The 17,852-nt window shown below is 44.0% G+C and carries 13 protein-coding genes; 12 read left to right on the top strand and 1 reads right to left on the bottom strand.

Features of this window, described 5'->3' with window-relative positions; all coding sequences use genetic code 11:
* The first annotated feature begins 255 nt into the window (after positions 1 to 255).
* Entirely contained in the window at positions 256 to 513 is a 258-nt protein-coding gene (locus F6K46_RS24850) for a hypothetical protein (RefSeq protein WP_293054342.1), read from the top strand.
* An 81-nt stretch (positions 514 to 594) separates the two neighbouring features.
* Positions 595 to 864, top strand: a complete 270-nt coding sequence (locus F6K46_RS24845) for a hypothetical protein (RefSeq protein WP_075904793.1) — start codon at positions 595 to 597, stop codon at positions 862 to 864.
* Positions 865 to 935: 71 nt separating this feature from the next.
* On the opposite strand, the gene F6K46_RS24840 is transcribed toward F6K46_RS24845, so the two are convergent.
* Complete coding sequence (locus tag F6K46_RS24840) at positions 936 to 1,115, bottom strand: hypothetical protein (protein ID WP_293054339.1); 180 nt, start codon at positions 1,113 to 1,115, stop codon at positions 936 to 938.
* A 214-nt stretch (positions 1,116 to 1,329) separates the two neighbouring features.
* Here F6K46_RS24840 and F6K46_RS24835 point away from each other — a divergent pair, with 214 nt between their 5' ends.
* From F6K46_RS24835 to infB, 10 genes are all read left to right on the top strand, one after another.
* Positions 1,330 to 4,191, top strand: coding sequence for a tetratricopeptide repeat protein (locus F6K46_RS24835; protein WP_293054336.1), 2,862 nt, complete (start codon positions 1,330 to 1,332; stop codon positions 4,189 to 4,191).
* A gap of 143 nt (positions 4,192 to 4,334) precedes the next feature.
* On the top strand, positions 4,335 to 5,726 hold the full coding sequence (locus F6K46_RS24830) for an NAD-dependent malic enzyme (protein ID WP_293054333.1): 1,392 nt from the start codon (positions 4,335 to 4,337) through the stop codon (positions 5,724 to 5,726).
* Positions 5,727 to 5,811: 85 nt separating this feature from the next.
* Entirely contained in the window at positions 5,812 to 6,141 is a 330-nt protein-coding gene (locus F6K46_RS24825) for a YbjQ family protein (RefSeq protein ID WP_293054330.1), read from the top strand.
* 129 nt (positions 6,142 to 6,270) lie between these two features.
* Complete coding sequence (locus tag F6K46_RS24820; RefSeq protein WP_293054327.1) at positions 6,271 to 6,804, top strand: peroxiredoxin; 534 nt, start codon at positions 6,271 to 6,273, stop codon at positions 6,802 to 6,804.
* Positions 6,805 to 7,033: 229 nt separating this feature from the next.
* The gene (gene gor, locus F6K46_RS24815) at positions 7,034 to 8,380 is read left to right on the top strand and encodes a glutathione-disulfide reductase (protein WP_293054324.1); all 1,347 of its coding nucleotides are present in this window, start codon (positions 7,034 to 7,036) and stop codon (positions 8,378 to 8,380) included.
* A 280-nt stretch (positions 8,381 to 8,660) separates the two neighbouring features.
* Positions 8,661 to 10,187, top strand: a complete 1,527-nt coding sequence (locus tag F6K46_RS24810; RefSeq protein ID WP_366664724.1) for a hypothetical protein — start codon at positions 8,661 to 8,663, stop codon at positions 10,185 to 10,187.
* A 703-nt stretch (positions 10,188 to 10,890) separates the two neighbouring features.
* Positions 10,891 to 11,352: a ribosome maturation factor RimP gene (rimP, locus tag F6K46_RS24805; RefSeq protein ID WP_070395891.1), complete on the top strand. Its 462-nt coding sequence runs from the start codon at positions 10,891 to 10,893 to the stop codon at positions 11,350 to 11,352.
* 171 nt (positions 11,353 to 11,523) lie between these two features.
* Entirely contained in the window at positions 11,524 to 12,813 is a 1,290-nt protein-coding gene (gene nusA / locus F6K46_RS24800) for a transcription termination factor NusA (RefSeq protein WP_293054318.1), read from the top strand.
* A gap of 809 nt (positions 12,814 to 13,622) precedes the next feature.
* A complete protein-coding gene (locus F6K46_RS24795; RefSeq protein ID WP_070395889.1) occupies positions 13,623 to 13,898 on the top strand; it encodes a YlxR family protein in 276 nt (91 codons plus the stop codon).
* Between the two features lie 420 nt (positions 13,899 to 14,318).
* Complete coding sequence (gene infB, locus F6K46_RS24790; protein ID WP_293054313.1) at positions 14,319 to 17,582, top strand: translation initiation factor IF-2; 3,264 nt, start codon at positions 14,319 to 14,321, stop codon at positions 17,580 to 17,582.
* Positions 17,583 to 17,852: the final 270 nt, after the last annotated feature.

Genomic DNA, 17,852 nt, shown 5'->3' with positions numbered 1-17,852 from the left:
TTTTCACTAGTTCTCTTGCTGTCAGCTCAAGTAAAAAACCATGGTAGCCATAACTATGGGTGAAACCACCCGTAATAGCTACTAGCTAGATGTCTTCAGGCTTGTGGTATCGCTAATGAGGGTGTCTTCAATGGCACAGCTCACGGGTAAACAGGATCCGCAGACAGCAGTGGAACAAGTGAAAGCTTGACAAGCCTATAAAAGGGTGCATTTTAAGACAATTTTTTTTCAATCCATACTATAAAGGGTGTTGACATGTTAACAAAAATTAACGAAACCATCAAACCAACCTTTTCCGTAGTCTGGCAAACGCTATCATCTGTGCTGCTTGGGATTGCCCATAATTTCCAAGCTATAAAAACCAGGTTTTCAGGAATCTTCTTTAACGAGGTCAACCTAGATTTGATATCTGAGGAAGACAATTGTGAACCCAACCCAGTCATAAAGGTGTCAATGTTGACTAATGCTGGCTTGGGCACTGTGCCGTACTACTGCTTCTTTTGGAAAGGTTGAAGCAGTGCAAGTAGGCCATGGGTATAAAAGGGTGCATTTTAAGACAATTTTTTTTCAATCCATACTATAAAGGGTGTTGACATGCTAACAACAATTAACGAAACCATCAAACCAACCTTTGCTGTAGTCTGGCAAAAGCTGTCATCTGTGCTCCTTGGGATTGCCCATAATTTCCAAGCTATCAAAAGCCGGGTTTCAGGCATCTTCTTTAACCAGGCCAACCTAGATTTGATATCTGAGGAAGACAATTGTGAACCCAACCCAGTCATAAAGGTATCAATTTTGACTAATGCTGGCTTGGGCAGTGTACCGTACTACTGCTTCTTGTGGGAAGAACGTAAACTTTACTGATTCCACCTAGTCCAGGCTCGCAGAAATAAGTCACCACTTTCATCTACAGAGGTCGGAGCTGGTCATTTCACTTATTTCGGTTTCCCCTGCACTAGTACTAAGTTTCCTTGACAGTATACTACATTATACCAATTAACGAGAATCCCTGCCTTGCTGAAGGTAGGGATTCTCGTTAATTCGTGGATTAATTGCACATCAATTTCATCTGGCCATCTCCCGATCTGGTCATCCCGACCTCTGGCCATCTGCATCCGTAGTGCTACTTTGAAGATTTGCTATAGCTTGGATAGCCCCATAGCTGATTAGGGGGTAAGCTGAGAAGAACCTGTTGGTGTAACCAAAAGTGTGTTAACTGTGGTCTACTGATTGGTCTACTGATTGGCACATTGGAATCAAAGGGCATTAACCCTTTCAGTCATGGAGGTGGCAAACTAGAAGAAATGGATTTAAGTAGGGGAGTTGATCTTGGCACCTAAGATAGAGCCTCTATGGGCAGCACAACATGACCAACAGAGAAAGGACGTTCTGATGAAGCGTAAAAATCAAGACATGTTAGCACTGGTGTGGCGAAGCACTATTGTTTTGTCATTCTTCCTGTTGCCTGTTGGCCTTGGCAGTGCCCAATCCATCGAACCTGACCCTCCAAAACAGATAGTCGCTCAGAGCTCAAGTCAAAAGCAAGTTCAAACTGATGCGAATCTTAGCTTTCAGCGGGTGACGCTCCTGTCTAATGTTTTGCTGGTTGTGTTGGTCACTCTGGTACTGCTACTGGTGGCTGCGATCGCAGCGTTGTGGCTGCTAAGAAGGTCTGTGATTCGTGAGGTTGCCCAAATCGTGAGAGCTCACCTCAATGAACTGACTGACTTGGAAGATAGGATTGCCAGTGCTAATAAAAATGTTCAAAGTATCCTAGAAAAAACTGAAGACATTGCCTTGGAGCTAGAACAGCAGGCGGCAGAGTTTAAACAAGACCTAAGTGTTAAACGAGAAAATCTATCTAAGCTGCTATCAAAATTGTCTCAGTCCCAGCAACAGGCATTAACGACAATCAAGACGCAAAAAACCGATACTCAACAAGAGCTAGAACAATTAGAGACTGACTTGGCATCAAGACTGTCTCAACTCCAGCAAGACGCTAAAAAGCAACGGGATAGTTTTCTAAAGTATCTAGAAAACTTAAGCGCTGAGTTTGCCCCCCAATTATCTGAACTCAAGGGGGATGTGCAAGCCCAGAAAGAGACAATACTGAAGAAACTGAAGCAATTAGAGACTGAGTTTGGCTCCGAACTGTCTGACCTGAAAGAAACTGCGGCAAACCAAAAGGACTTAACTTTAAAAGATTTCGAAAAATTAGGGGCTGAATTTACTCCAGAATTATCGAAAATCCAGGCGGATGTACAAGCCCAGAAAGAAATAATACTGAAGAAACTGAACCAATCAGAGACTGAGTTTGGCTCCGAACTGTCTGACTTGAAAGCCAAGGCTCAAAAACAAAGCGAAGATTACCTGCAAACCCTAGAAAAATCAAGGGCTGACTTTGCTCCTCAACTATCTGAACTTCAGGGTAATGTACAAGAACATAAGGATAAAGTACTGCAGCAACTAAATCAATCAGAGTCTGAGTTTGCTGTTGAACTGTCTAAGCTTAAGGCAACGGCTGAAAAAGAAAGGAACAGTTACCTCCAGAATCTAGAAAAACTTACCTCTGATTTTGGTCCTCAATTATCTTTACTTGAAGCAAATGTCAAAGGGAATCAAGATAAAGTATTGGATAAACTTAAGCAATCAGAGACTGAGTTTGCTGTTGAACTGTCTAAACTTGAATCAAAGGCTCAACAGGAAAGGGATTTAATCCTACAAAATATAAAACAGCTAGAGACAGAGTTTACTCCTCAGCTATCTGACCTTAAGGTGGAGGCTGAACAAAAAGCTCAACAGAAAATCGATTTAGCTCTTCAGAAGCTAGAGCAATTAGGAAATGACATTACTGAACAACTTTCAAAATCCCAGTCGAAGATTGAAGTGCAAATCGATAAGACTCTCCAGCATCTGAAAGAGCTAGAGGCTAATTTAACAACTCAGGTGTCTGACTCTCAGTCAGGAATTCAAACCCAGAATGCTCAGACCATTCAGAGTCTGGAAAAATTAGAAACAGAGGCTAAAACTAAACTTTCTGATTTAAAGTCGGACATTCAAAATCGAAAAGATCTAATCCTTCAGAATCTGGACAAATTGGAAACCACCTTGGCTGCTCAGCTGTCTGAGGTGGAATCTGATGCTCAAACCGAGAAGGATAAAATTATACAACAACTAGCAGAGATTTCCCCAACATCAATTGCAGAAGCTGCTCTGTCTGAAGTGCTGCAAAACACTCAAACTCTGACGGAACAATTAGAACGCCTCAAATCGAACCATCCTAAGTTGTTCTTGAATCCAGATGACTATGTGAATCAGGGGAATACTCTATTCTCTCAAGGGCAGTATCAAGATGCGATCGCTTCCTATGATCAAGCTCTTGACCTTCAACCGAATAACCCTGATATTTGGTATCAGCGAGGTATGGCATTATGGGAATTACAGCAGTATCAAGATGCGATCGCGTCCTATGACAAAGTAATTGAGCTTAAGCCAGATGACCCAGATAGCTGGTATCAAAGAGGTCTGGCTTTGATGGAACTCCGGCGGTATGAAGGAGCAGTGGTTGCTTTGAATAAGGTGGTTAAACTCAAGCAAGACCACTATAAAGCCTGGTTAAACCGGGGCATGACCCTAAGACGGTTGAGACGCTACGAAGATGCGATCGCTTCCTATGACAAGGCCCTAGAAATTCAGCCAAACTATCATCAAGCTTGGGTTGACCGAGGAGTCGCACTGGGAATGCTACAAAAGCATGAAGAGGCGTTTGAATCCTTCGACCAAGCTGTCCAAGTTCAGCCAGATAATACAGTAGCCTGGTTGAATCGAGGCATGGCTCTGGATGTATTAGAAAGATACCAAGAAGCTGTTGCTTCTTTTGACAAGGCTATTGAATTAAATCCCGACTCCCACAAAGCCTGGAATTACAGAGGTTCTACCTTAGTCAAGCTAGAACAGAATGATCAGGCATTGGAAAGCATTAATCGGGCTTTGGAGATTCAACCTGAGTATGCTGCTGGTTATTATAACAAAGCAATCGTTTATTCTTCCCAGGGTCAAGTCACCTTAGCTGTGGAAAACCTAGAGCAGGCGATTGAGCTAAATCCAAGGTATCGGGAAGAGGCGAGTAATGACCCAGATTTTGAGGCTATTTCAGAAGATGATCGGTTCTGGCAGTTGATTGGAAGCTAGAATCCTCTTGATATCCTCGGTTCCTAAATTATTCCTATCCCATGCTTGCGATCAACTATGAACTAAAGTCTAGTTTAGTCTAGATTGAAATAGCAGGAAATCAGCTTGCACCAAGATATTTCTAGAATCCCAGATCATACAGCATGGTAGACCTGACCCCAAATCCTAGTTTCAGTTTGACTATTTGCTTAACATACCCCAACCGTGCCGGGATGTTAGCCAGCGTAACTCAAGCGATCGCATCTGTTGGCGGTCAATTGGGAGAAATTATGGTGGTGGAGAAAACTCGGAAAATTGCTACTCGTGAGATTACCGTAGATGCAGCTAGCAGTGAACACGCTGAACAGATTGTACAAGCGGTGTCAGAAGTTCCCGATGTCCAAATCCTAAATGTCTATGACCGCACCTTCAACCTCCATCGTGGTGGCAAAATCAGTGTAAACAGCAAAATCCCCCTCAAGCATCAATCTGAATTGGCTATGGCTTACACTCCTGGTGTAGGTCGGATTTGTAAAGCGATCGCATCTGACCCAGAACAGGTCTACTCCTTTACCATTAAAAGCAACATGGTTGCTGTGGTCACCGATGGCAGTGCAGTGTTGGGGTTGGGTAACTTAGGGCCAGAAGCCGCTTTGCCAGTGATGGAAGGTAAAGCAATGCTGTTCAAAGAATTTGCTGGTATTGATGCTTTTCCTATCTGCCTAGCTACCCAAGATACGGATCAGATCGTGGAAACCGTTAAAACTATCGCGCCGGTTTTTGGTGGTATTAACTTAGAAGATATCAGTGCTCCCCGTTGCTTTGATATTGAAGCCAGACTCCGCCAGGAGTTAGATATTCCAGTATTTCACGATGACCAGAACGGTACGGCTATTGTCACCCTTGCGGCCTTGACCAATGCCCTGAAGGTAGTTAAAAAATCCCTAGAAGAAGTAAGAATTGTTATTAATGGAGCTGGCGCTGCCGGTATGGCAGTTGCCCGGTTACTCCGTAAAGCTGGTGCAGGTGCAATTTGGATATGCGACTCCCAAGGCATTATTTCCACTAAACGCCCTAACTTGACTGAGCAAAAGCAAGAATTTGCTGTGGATGCTTCGGGTACTCTCGCTGGTGCCATTGGCAATGCCGATGTGTTTATTGGGGTGAGTGTACCTGGGGTTCTAACCCCAGACATGGTCAGGTCCATGGCCAAGAAGCCCATTGTCATGGCCATGGCTAATCCTATACCGGAAATTCAGCCAGAATTGGTAGTAGATGATGTAGCAGTAATGGCTACAGGTCGTAGTGACTATCCCAATCAGATTAATAATGTTCTGGCTTTTCCAGGGGTTTTTCGTGGCGCTATAGATTGTCGGGCGTCAAGCATTACCGTGAATATGTGTCTCGAAGCAGCTTTTGCGATCGCATCCCTGATTAATCCCAGTGATTTAGATCGAGAACATATCATTCCCTCAGCATTTGATGAGCGAGTCGCTCCTGCAGTTGCTGCTGCGGTGCAAAGGGCAGCACGTCAGGATGGTGTAGCATGCCATTAAGTCGTTGTATTTCGATAATTTCATGATTGAGCTGTAGAAATTAGCTATTCTAGTTGCATTTGATCCATTTTTTGAGGCAGGACTGATGATTGTAACCACTACTGATGTTATTCAAGGTGCGATTGTTGAAGAGTATTTGGGCGTTGTCACTGCTGAGGTGGTTTACGGCACCAATGCACTGCGGGATTTCTTTGCTGGTATTCGAGATTTAATCGGAGGACGTACTGGCAGTTATGAAAAAGTCTTTGAAAAAGGACACCAAGAAGCCCTCCAAGAATTAAAACAACGTGCCTCACAACTAGGAGCAGATGCTGTGATTGGCATTGCTATGGATACTGGCACAATTAACGTTGATGAAAAGGGGGTGCTGCTACTGATTACTGCCACTGGCACAGCCATCAAAATCAAGAATTAAGGGTTGCTTGACAGTTGACGGTTACCCGTCAACTGTTATTTAACTAAATCTGCTCAATTTCCTTGACAACTCATACTCGTTACGACTACGATTAAAGAGTAACAATCATAAAGGAATGAGTAAGACAAGATGGTTATCAATCAAGTACCCGACGTAGTATTTAAGACCAGAGTCAGAGATGAGTCAGTTGCTGGACCCAATCCCTTCCGCTGGCAAGACCGCACTACACAGGAAATTTTTGGCGGTAAGCGTATCGTGCTATTTTCCCTTCCTGGTGCCTTCACACCCACTTGTTCATCAACCCACTTACCCCGCTATGAGGAACTTGATGAGGAAATTAAAGCACAAGGGGTTGATCAAGTGATCTGCTTATCGGTCAACGATGCCTTCGTGATGTTCCAGTGGGGCAAACAGCAAGGGGTTCAGAATATCTTCTTGCTACCCGATGGTAATGGGGAATTCACCCGCAAAATGGGGATGTTGGTAGAAAAAGATAATCTCGGTTTTGGTATGCGTTCTTGGCGCTACTCCATGGTGGTAGATGACGGTAAGATTGAAAAAATGTTTGTAGAACCCGGCTATGAAGATAACTGCCCTACTGATCCCTTCGAGGTCTCAGATGCAGATACAATGCTGAACTACTTGAAGTCAGCTAAAAAGTAACATCCCTCCGACCTTACTTAAGGCTTTATCAGTAGAGGCGTTACCTGCAATGCCTCTACTGTTTTCAGTTTGGTGCATCAGTCCTGATCATCATGGATTTACTTGAGAGCTAAACAAAAATTAGTATTTTGGGGGATCAGTAAAATTTTCCCTTCAACGGCTATTGCGTTTATCTAGATAAAATAAGTAATCTTTCCACGGAATAGTAATTCAGAAGTTTGGGGGAGTCATGAGCTACGATTTTGATTTATTCGTTATTGGTGCAGGTTCCGGAGGAATTGCTACAGCTAGACGAGCCGCAGAATATGGGGCAAAAGTAGGCATTGCAGAATTTGACCGTTTAGGTGGAACTTGCGTAAATCGTGGCTGCATTCCTAAGAAGCTGATGGTTTATGCCTCCCATTTTCCTGATCAATTTGAAGAGGCACAGGGATATGGCTGGAGTAAGGTACACAGTACCCTGGACTGGACAACAATGATCACAGCAGTGAATCAGGAAACGGAACGCCTCAATGGCATTTACCAACGTATGTTGGATAACTCCAAAGTGGAACTGTTTCAGGGTTATGCTAAGTTCGCGGATTCCCACACCATAGACATTGGCGGACGCAAAGTAACTGCACAGAAAATCTTGATTGCAGTAGGAGGACATCCGGTCAAGCCCGATATTCCCGGAATTGAAAACGCGATTACCTCTGATGATATCTTCCACCTCAAGGAACAACCGAAACGGATCGTGATTCTTGGGGGTGGCTATATTGGTGTCGAGTTTGCCTGTATTCTCAATGGCTTAGGCTCTGAAGTCACGGTGGTTATTCGTCGTGATCAGATTTTACGGGGATTTGATGCCGAGATCGGTTCCGAAATTCAACAAGCCATGGAGAAGCATGGAATTCGCGTGCTAAATAACAGTAAGATCATCGCTATTGAAAAGACATCAGCCGGTCTGAATTTAACGGTACAAGGACAATCACAAACAACTATAGTTGCTGATGCTGTCAGTTTAGCTGCCACAGGTCGTATACCCAATATCCAGAATCTAGGTTTAGAGAATACTGGAGTAGCAATTGAAAACGGTGCGATCGCAGTCGATAAGTACAGTCTTACCACAGAAGACCATATCTTTGCGGTAGGGGATTGTACTAACCGCATGAACTTAACTCCCGTTGCGATTAATGAAGGTCGTGCCTTTGCCGATACCGTATTTGGCGGCAAATCCCGGATCATGAGCTACGAGAATGTCCCAACTGCAATTTTCACCACACCCGAAGCAGCTACTGTTGGTCTAAGTGAGGCCGAAGCACGGGAGAAATATGGGGATGCGGTAAAAGTCTATCGTTCTCGGTTCAGACCGATGTACTATATCCTACCCGGTCGGGATGAAAAAACCCTGATGAAGTTAGTGGTTGACCAAAACACTGACAAAGTCTTGGGTGCTCATATGGTAGGAGACCATGCAGCAGAGATTATTCAAGGAATTGCGATCGCATTGAAAACCGGAGCTACCAAAGCTAACTTTGATGCTACTGTTGGCATTCATCCCAGTTCTGCAGAAGAGTTTGTCACAATGCGGTAAGGGACTTAAAAAGCTTTATAAATATAGTACGAAACTAGGGCGTGAGCACACGCCCTAGTTTCGTACTATAGCGCTTTAAAATCAGATGTGAAAATTTATAGCAATTCAATTCACGAATGCCTCTAATAAGGCATTATTGCTAAGTGCTTAAATTCTTTTAGTTGTCAAAGTCAACACTACTGAATCAGAATAAATCCTAAAAAAGCCCCTAGAACTGTATTATCAGGAAGGAATGGCTGATTGAGACACTCAATACATCTGAGTTAAACATCAGCATCCAGTGGTAGAAAGCCCAAGTTTCCCCATGTCATCTTTACAAAAATTAGAAAAATTCGTCAAAATACCTAATAAAGTTAAAACCCGCCGCATTCTTTGGTTTGAACGATTAATGGCAATCATCGCCTTGATTAATCTCCTTTTAGTGTTCTTTGACCTCAGCTATATCCCTTTAAGAGATTTCTGGCTAAATCAAAAAATTCAGGTATTTAGCTTTACCATTGGTCCGATCAAATCCAAAGGCTTTCCTCTCTCGATTCCCATTCCTGATATCACTCCGTTATACGACCCAGTTAAAGGTATTGAAGACAACCTAGATACTCAAAAATATTTGGACAAAGTTGAGCAACTGGAAAACCAGATTAAAAACATAGGATTATCGTCTATAGAAGTAGAAAAAAAACTCAAGGATCTGCGCGAACTTAGCTCAGAAATGATTGACACGAATCCTTTCCAAGTAGCCAATAAAACTGGAAACTTGGAAAAGCTGAAAAATAAGATGCGTAAGCATATACAAAATCCTAACAATTCAGCAAAAGAGTCATTTGAGGAGTTCTGGACTCAAAAGTACTTAGGAAGCCATAGTCAAGAGGAAGGTTTGGGATTTTTTAACACCGAGATTAAACCTTTAATAGAAACTAACTATTACCGTCCAATTGGAGAAAATGGCGAATTCGTAGACCTATTCGGACTGATTGACTTCCCATTTTTTCTCTTATTTAGTACGGAGTTTTTGGCTCGTACCTGGTTGATCAGTCGCCGTCACACTGGACTCAAGTGGCAAAATGCCATGCTGTGGCGCTGGTATGACATATTTTTGCTAATACCCTTATGGCGGTGGTTACGAATTATTCCCGTTACCATTCGCTTAGGTCAAGCTAAATTAATAGACCTGAGTGTAATTACCAGAGAAATCCGCTCCGGATTTGTTGCCAGTATTGCTCAAGAGATGACGGAAGTGGTCGTGATTCAAGTTATTAACGAAGTTCAGGACTCCATTAGCCGGGGTGAAATTACCAAATGGTTGTCTCAACAGGAAGTCCGCCCCTACATTGACCTTAATGACATTGATGAAGTGTCAGAACTCACCACCATCATGGTAAAGATGACGGTTGATCAAGTCTTACCCAAAATTCGTCCTGATCTAGAGGCTCTCATGAAACACTATGTGGACATGGGGCTTAAACAGTCCACACTTTATCAGGGACTTCAGAATGTACCAGGACTGGGACAATTCCAGAAGCAACTAACAGAGGAATTGGTGAAAAACATTTTTCAGGCACTCTATGATGGGATTAATACTCTCATACAAGAAGACCCAGTTGCCGACGAACTCCTGCAACACCTACTGAAAAATTTAAGGGAAGCCTTAGGGGCAGAAATTAAGACCAAGGATAGATTACAGGAGATTCAGTATTTGATCACAGCTTGGTTAGAGGAATTCAAAATAAATTATGTCCGGCGTTTATCTGAAGAAGACTTAGATAAAATCTTAGATGAAACCAGAGCAATTCGTCAAAAATTTCAGTAAGAGTACTATAGATGTTTTAAATTAGGTTAGCTACTTTCGTACTAGGTTTTATGGAACAGGCAACAGCGGCTCATCGGAACAGGTAAGATAGAATAGGAAATAATAAATATAAGAAGAATTTGTAGATTATAGCTATTAAAAACATTTACATAAAAATTTTCATAGTAAACTATCACTTAATAAATCATATTTATTAACATATAATTGATCATCACTGAATGCTTTAATTTAGGATAACATATGCAGGATAAAAAACAGAAAAAAATTATTATTGTAAATATTGAAATAAACTCATCAAAGTTTGACAGAATAATGACCATAAGTTAAAATAATTATTTATAAACAAAAAATAAGTTGATTTCTAGGGTCAGCTTGCTCTAAGGTGCGTTTTCCGTTCTTCGTAGGAGACGCGGGGCGCGAACGGCGAATTAAATTCGCCACGGGTAGCACCTGAGAAAAAGGGCTGTGAAGTGGGAAAGTGCCAACGCACCAGACACCAAGCAGGGATTAGACTTCAAAACTACCCATGTTCAAGTTTTGATCAGGCCAGCATTTGAGTTGCTAATTGCGTTAGACTCAAACATAGCACTAGACATTGGGCTTGTGCTATGTAGATGTCCATAAGCTTTTGGGCGGTTAGACTTCTTGGAAAAGAATTTGCCATGAAGTGGGTTGACCCCACTTTTTTTATTGGATTGGTGCCATGACTCATCCCCTGATTCCACAACTAATCGATTTAGCCACGCCATTGGCTCAAGATTTAGGATTAGAGATTGTAGAGGCTCTCTTCCAGACCAACAGACGCCCACCCGTGCTGCGTGTCTATATCCGCAACCCCATTCGTGACACTAGCTTGGATGACTGTGAACGCATGAGTCGTGCTTTAGAAGCTCAGTTAGATGCTAAGGACATCATTTTAGACACCTACGTTTTGGAAATTTCCAGTCCTGGGATCACACAGGACTTAAGCACAGACCGAGAATTCATTTCTTTCAAAGGGTTTGGTGTGATTGTTCAGACATCTGAACCTTATCAGGGGCAGCAAGAGTGGCGTGGGCAGTTAATTCGCCGGGATGAGAGCGGAGTTTATCTCAATCTCAAGGGTCGCGCGTTTGCCATTCCCCGTCAGCTCGTGTCCAGAGTAAAACTCGATGATGGGGGTTAAATTTTGCTTGAAGGTTGGTAGGGGGGCAGTACTTGTAAATACAATGGCTCGACTATAGATATACAAGTGCTTCTGCCCTAGAAGCTTCAAGATTGAGGATTGAAGTTTAACTTGATTTACTTTAAATCCCAACACAATTGCCATGGATAGATTTAAGACGGAGATTTGCTGATGTCAATAGTTAGTTTGCCTGGACTTAAGGCAATGATAGAAGAAATTAGTCAAAGCCACAATATACCTAAGTCTGCAGTTCAACAGGCATTAAGAGAAGCACTGCTAAAAGGCTATGAGCGCTATCGCCGTTCTCAACGGCTAGACCAACGATTTCATTTTGACGAAGAATATTTTGACAACTTTGAAGTCGATCTTGATATTGAAGAAGAAGGCTTCCGCGTTTTGTCTACCAAAACCATTGTCGAAGAGGTACAAAATAGTGACCATCAAATTTCTCTCAAAGAAGTCCAGGAAGTTGCCTCTGAAGCACAATTGGGAGATTCAGTGGTTTTGGATGTGACTCCAGACCAAGGAGAGTTTGGTCGCATGGCAGCGATTCAAACCAAGCAGGTGCTCTCTCAAAAACTCCGAGACCAACAGCGTAAGCTGATTAAGGAAGAGTTTCAAGACCTAGAAGGAACTGTTCTGCAATCTCGATCACTACGGTTTGAGCAGCAGTCTGTTATTATGGCACTCAGCAGTGGTTTTGGTCGGCCAGAGGTAGAAGCTGAACTGCCCAAACGGGAACAGCTCCCCAATGATAACTATCGCATTAACTCCACCTTTAAGGTTTATCTCAAAAAAGTCCGGGAAGGCCCTCACCGTGGTCCTCAGCTGGTGGTATCCAGAGCGGCGGCTGGTTTAGTGGTCTATCTGTTTGCCAACGAAGTCCCAGAAATAGAAGATGAGGTGGTAAGGATTGTTGCAGTGGCACGGGAAGCTAATCCTCCTTCTCGTCATGTCGGACCAAGGACTAAAATTGCTGTAGATACCCTGGAGCGAGATGTAGATCCGGTGGGAGCTTGCATTGGTGCTAGAGGTTCCCGCATTCAAGTGGTGGTGAATGAACTACGAGGTGAAAAAATCGACGTAATTCGTTGGTCTCCTGACCCATCTACCTATATTGCTAACGCTCTTAGCCCAGCCCAAGTGGATCAAGTGCTACTAGTTAATCCAGAAGAACGTCAAGCCCATGTTTTAGTAGCAGAAGACCAGCTCAGTTTAGCTATAGGCAAAGAGGGACAAAATGTTCGCCTTGCCGCCCGCCTTACAGGCTGGAAGATTGACATTAAAGATGCTGCGGAATACAAAAAAGAGACTACAGACATCTCTAAACAGGATACCCTAGAAGAAGAAGATGTCGATAGCAATGAGTTAAAGGAAGATTACGAAGAAGGAGTAGAAATGCCAGAAAATTTACTGGCTCCTGAGCCAGTGCTTGATTTGAGTGCTCAAGAAGAAGAATAAGGAGTTTTAGGGGTTCACCCTGAGGTGAGGAAAGTTTGGCCAAGGTTGAGACTGGTTATGGTATAAAATAACACACCTAAGCTTGTCGGTTTAGAATGGTAGTGGGGTGCGCGGTATCAGCTGTGGTCAAGAATTGTTTGACAGTTTTCTTCCAAACCAATGACTTATTCAATCCTTCCACTTCTGCGCTCGTTAGTCTACCCCCCCCTACTTCAGGTGGGTGTGGTGATTTTCTTCTTGTGTTAGTCATCCGAGTCTCAAGGGTGTGAGTATCTCTACTACTATAGTTTTTCATTTTCTGCTCACACCACCGGGCACGCCCATACCAGTTTTACCGGCGTTGCTGAATCAAGGAATGAATGCTCGACATTTGGTTTTGGTCAAGCCCCCGTTGGTCCCCCAAATTTGATACTGCTGGCGAATTTAACATTTAGTAATATCAGCCTGAAGACAGCAGTCTTTATAGCCCCCCAACCCCCAATTCTGGGGGAGCATGAACTTAAAGTTACCCATCTGCTACTCTTGTGTAAACAAATATTAATTTCGCCAACGGTATCAAATTTGGGGGACGCAAGAAAGTCTTGTTCCCCCCAAGCGAGCAATCCCTCGCTTGGGGGGCTAGGGGGGCAAAACCATACCCAGAATCAGCAACGCCGTTTTACCGGCCTCTGGCATTGATTTTTGGTTTCATTGGGTAACTCAATCAGATAAACAGGGCGTTTGCCCAATCGCAAACGCCCAACAAGCCTCCATCTACCGTACCCTTTAAAGAAGGAGGACTTTTGAGATTTTCCAAACTGAAAACCCTTATGAAACCCAACTATCGACGTTGTCTTAGCTGCCGGAAAGTAGCACCAAAACAGGAGTTTTGGCGTATTGTCCGAGTCTATCCGTCACGAAAGGTACAATTAGATCAGGGTATGGGTCGTTCAGCTTACTTATGTCCTCAACTGAGTTGCCTAGCGGCGGCTCAAAAGAAAAACCGACTGGGGCGATCACTGCGTGCATCGGTGCCAAAAAATCTGTACGACACTTTATGGCAGCGTTTAGCTACCATGCCAAGCAAACCCAATTTAGGTAATTAAAGGGTGAATCTAGCTGCACAAGCTTCCATGTATGTTCGTCCGGTGAACATAAGTAATCGTTAGGATACAAAGGAAGTCATTAGTTCTATTGATGCTCTGGTTTCACAAGGGAGGTGAATTTACTTCGATTATACGCTAGCTACCTTTAAAGGCATACGCGCTGATTAGGCGGTTTAACCGAACCGTCAATGTAGAATGCTGCTTGGCTTTTTTCACAGGAAAGAAGCACGCGATAATAGATAAACTTATCAAACTACCGTTGAGGTGAACACACCAACGAAAAAGCATGGATGGTTGATTATCTGTTGAGCATCGCTTATCTTATCGTTTAAGCTTTCCAATAAAGCTTGATCAAGTAAAAAGTCATTCGAGTAGTTGAGTATGGTTTAACAACACGTAGGTACGACAGGGGAATAGTGCATGAACAGCGGCAAAGTCAGAATTTACGAATTATCACGGGAATTGAATTTGGACAACAAGGAAATTTTGAGCATCTGTGAAGGACTCAATATTGCAGTTAAAAGTCACAGTAGCACGATTACAGAATCGGATGCCCAACGGATTCGCACGACAGCCGAAAAATATTCTGACCAACTAGCAGCTGTAAGCAATACAGAAGGTGAGTCATCGGCAAATAAAGGTTCTAAGTTAAGCTCTGGTAAATTAATTCGACCTCCCAAAGGGGAGCGGAAGCAGCAAATTGTCGAGCTCCGTAAGCACAAACGCAGTTCTGGGAATACTTCTAGCCAGAGAACTAATCAAATGGCAATCCCACCCCAACCTCCCATCAAGCCGACTACTGCTATACCCCCCCGTCAGCCTAGCACTCTCAATCGACCTAAGCAGGTCACTGAAGAGGACACCAAGATTAAGCAGGATACTAAACCCGAACTAGCCGCTAAACCCGAACTAGCCGCTAAACCCGAACTAGCCGCTAAACCTGAACCAGCGGCTAAACCCAAACCAGAGGCTAAATCTGAACCAGCGGCTAAACCCAAACCAGAGGCTAAACCCGAACCAGCGGCTAAACCCAAACCAGAGGCTAAACCCGAACTAGCCGCTAAACCCAAACCAGAGGCTAAACCCGAACTAGCCGCTAAACCCGAACTAGCCGCTAAACCAGTCCAGAAGGTGTCACAGGATAGTACTGCCTCACCTAAGGTTACAGAAAAACCAAAATTAACTGGACCGCCTGTCAGACTATCACAAGCAAAAACTCAGCCTTCTAAGGTTGAGCGACCGATCAAATCAAACCAAAAGGGTTCTTCGGTTTCAAAGTCAGTAAAGAGTCCAACTCCTAACAAATCCCCTGTTATCAATAAGCAGTCAACCCCTTCGGAAACATCACCACCAAAACGTTCTAGTTCACCAAGGCCGACCATTCCTGAACTCCAGCGACCTCCAAAAAGAACCAAGCCAGGTCTTGACAAGGACAATTCTCAAGTAGCAGCAATGGATGCTGACTCAACGGGTCTGACAGAATCTGATCAAGACACCAACACCTTAGTCAATGAATCTGAGGAAATGCTCAAGGAGGTCAAGCTCTGGCGACCATCTGTCCCCCGACCTGCTAAGAAGAAAGAGTGGCAGGCAGAAAATGGGGAAGAAGAAGACAAAGTCCAGAAGGGTAAATCCGCCAAACTCAAGCGGCGACCTAAAATGATTCTGGATGATGAAGATGATCTCGAAACAGGATCAGATCAAAACGATAACAAAATCGATGGTTCATTTTCAGTTAGTCTTTCTCTGGCTCGTCCTCCCAAACCAAAGTCTCTGCAAAAACAGCAAACCCAACCAACTACTGCGAGTGTTAGCCACAGGAAGAAGCCTTCTAAAACCAGTAGTAGCAACAAGTCGGATCATCGCGATCGCCGTCGTACACAGAAAACTCAGCCCAAACGCCCAGAACAAATTGTTTTGAGAGACTCACTCACCATTAGAGACCTGGCTAATGAACTGGCTATTGCAGAAACTGACATTGTTAAAATGCTCTTCTTCAAAGGCATAGCTGTGAGTGTTACCCAAACTTTGGATGTTCCTACCGCCACAATGGTAGCTGAGGAAGTGGGGGTAAAAGTCGAGATGGAAGAAGAAGCCTCTGCTGCGACTAAGGTGGAAATGCTGGATGTCCAAGACCTGGAAAACCTCGAGCGGCGTCCACCTGTGGTGACAATTATGGGTCATGTTGACCACGGTAAAACGACTCTACTCGATGCCATTCGTGAAGCAAAAGTGGCTCAAGGAGAAGCCGGTGGAATTACCCAGCATATTGGTGCATACCACGTAGATGTTGAGCATGAGGATAAAATTCAACAGGTTGTCTTCTTAGACACCCCTGGTCACGAAGCCTTCACAGCCATGCGGGCAAGGGGAACAAAAGTAACTGATATCGCTGTGCTAGTAGTAGCGGCTGATGATGGGGTGCAACCTCAGACCCTTGAAGCCATTAGTCATGCTAGAGCTGCTGAAGTTCCACTCGTGGTTGCTATTAACAAAATTGATAAAGCTGGAGCTCAACCTGATCGGGTTAAGCAAGAATTATCAGAACGGGGCTTGGTCCCAGAAGAATGGGGTGGTGAAACGATCATGGTACCAGTGAGTGCTATCCAAAGGGAAAACTTGGATTCACTGCTGGAAATGATTCTATTGGTCTCAGAGCTAGAAGAACTCTCTGCTAATCCGGATCGACCAGCAAAAGGTACAGTGATTGAAGCTCACCTAGATAAAGCCAGAGGTCCTGTTGCCACCTTCTTAGTGCAAAACGGTACTTTGCGGATCGGTGATAGCTTGGTTGTTGGTTCAGTTTTCGGTAAGGTCAGAGCCATGCTTGATGACCGAGGACAGCGAGTCGAACAAGCTAGTCCCTCCTTTGCTGTGGAAGTCCTTGGCTTGAGTGATGTTCCAGCTGCTGGTGATGAGTTTGAAGTCTTTGAGAGTGAAAAAGAAGCCCGGGCAGTTGCTGGTGAAAGAGCTCAACAGCAACGTCAATCTCGCCTGCAAACTCGCATGAAATCACGGCGAGTTACCCTCACTGAATTATCAGCCCAGGCTCAAGAAGGTGAACTCAAAGAACTCAACTTGATTTTGAAGGCAGACGTTCAAGGCTCGGTGGAAGCTATTCTGGGATCCCTCGAACAGCTGCCCCAAAATGAAGTGCAAATTCGAGTTCTACTGGCTGCCCCTGGGGAAGTCACCGAAACGGATGTGGACTTAGCGGCTGCTAGTGGTGCAGTTATTGTTGGCTTTAACACTACCTTAGCTCCTGGTGCTCGACCAGCAGCTGAACAGGAAGGGGTAGATGTGCGGGAATACAACATCATCTACAAACTCCTGGATGATGTTCAAGGTGCTATGGAAGGTCTGTTAGAGCCAGAAGAGGTAGAAGAACCATTGGGTGAAGTAGAAGTTCGAGCTGTCTTCCCAGTGGGTCGTGGTGCCGTTGCGGGTTGCTATGTACTCTCAGGCAAAGCCGTGCGCAATTGCCGTTTACGAGTGCGGCGTGGTGGCAAAGTTATCTACGAAGGAGTTTTGGATTCCCTCAAGCGTGTTAAGGATGATGTCAAGGAAGTCAATGCTGGCTACGAATGTGGTATGGGTGTTGATAAATTCAACGACTGGGCAGAAAAAGATATCATTGAAACCTATCAGATGGTAACCAAGCGACGGACTCTCTCCCTGAAGTAGCCCTGAGGGGTGTTCTTACCCAGGCATCCATTGCCGGGTAGGTTGTTTTGTTTAAGGTTGAAGGTTAAAGGTTATTGATACGAGTTGCTCTGTGGCAAGCTTGCAATTGTCAAGGTTCCATCCAAAGCAACTTTTAACCTGTTAACCGATAACCTCTAACCCTAACCCTGCCAAATTTTAACCATTCAATGTCGCTAAAAGCACAATCCTAAAAAAGCAGATAGGATAGTGTACAGGTAAGCTTAATAGTTTAGCACTTAAGCATTACTC

The organism is Moorena sp. SIO3E8 (assembly GCF_010692445.1).
Classification (GTDB): Bacteria; Cyanobacteriota; Cyanobacteriia; order Cyanobacteriales; family Coleofasciculaceae; genus Moorena; species Moorena bouillonii.
The sequence above is the reverse complement of the archived record's forward strand: the minus strand, read 5'-3'. Positions and strand labels throughout refer to the sequence as shown.

Coding starts and splice junctions, on each gene's coding strand:
- rimP (WP_070395891.1), top strand. CDS start 10,891: ATGACTCATCCCCTGATTCCACAACTAATCGATTTAGCCACGCCATTG.
- infB (WP_293054313.1), top strand. CDS start 14,319: ATGAACAGCGGCAAAGTCAGAATTTACGAATTATCACGGGAATTGAAT.
- F6K46_RS24795 (WP_070395889.1), top strand. CDS start 13,623: ATGAAACCCAACTATCGACGTTGTCTTAGCTGCCGGAAAGTAGCACCA.
- F6K46_RS24845 (WP_075904793.1), top strand. CDS start 595: ATGCTAACAACAATTAACGAAACCATCAAACCAACCTTTGCTGTAGTC.
- F6K46_RS24820 (WP_293054327.1), top strand. CDS start 6,271: ATGGTTATCAATCAAGTACCCGACGTAGTATTTAAGACCAGAGTCAGA.
- F6K46_RS24850 (WP_293054342.1), top strand. CDS start 256: ATGTTAACAAAAATTAACGAAACCATCAAACCAACCTTTTCCGTAGTC.
- F6K46_RS24825 (WP_293054330.1), top strand. CDS start 5,812: ATGATTGTAACCACTACTGATGTTATTCAAGGTGCGATTGTTGAAGAG.
- F6K46_RS24830 (WP_293054333.1), top strand. CDS start 4,335: ATGGTAGACCTGACCCCAAATCCTAGTTTCAGTTTGACTATTTGCTTA.
- nusA (WP_293054318.1), top strand. CDS start 11,524: ATGTCAATAGTTAGTTTGCCTGGACTTAAGGCAATGATAGAAGAAATT.
- F6K46_RS24840 (WP_293054339.1), bottom strand. CDS start 1,115: ATGCAGATGGCCAGAGGTCGGGATGACCAGATCGGGAGATGGCCAGAT.
- gor (WP_293054324.1), top strand. CDS start 7,034: ATGAGCTACGATTTTGATTTATTCGTTATTGGTGCAGGTTCCGGAGGA.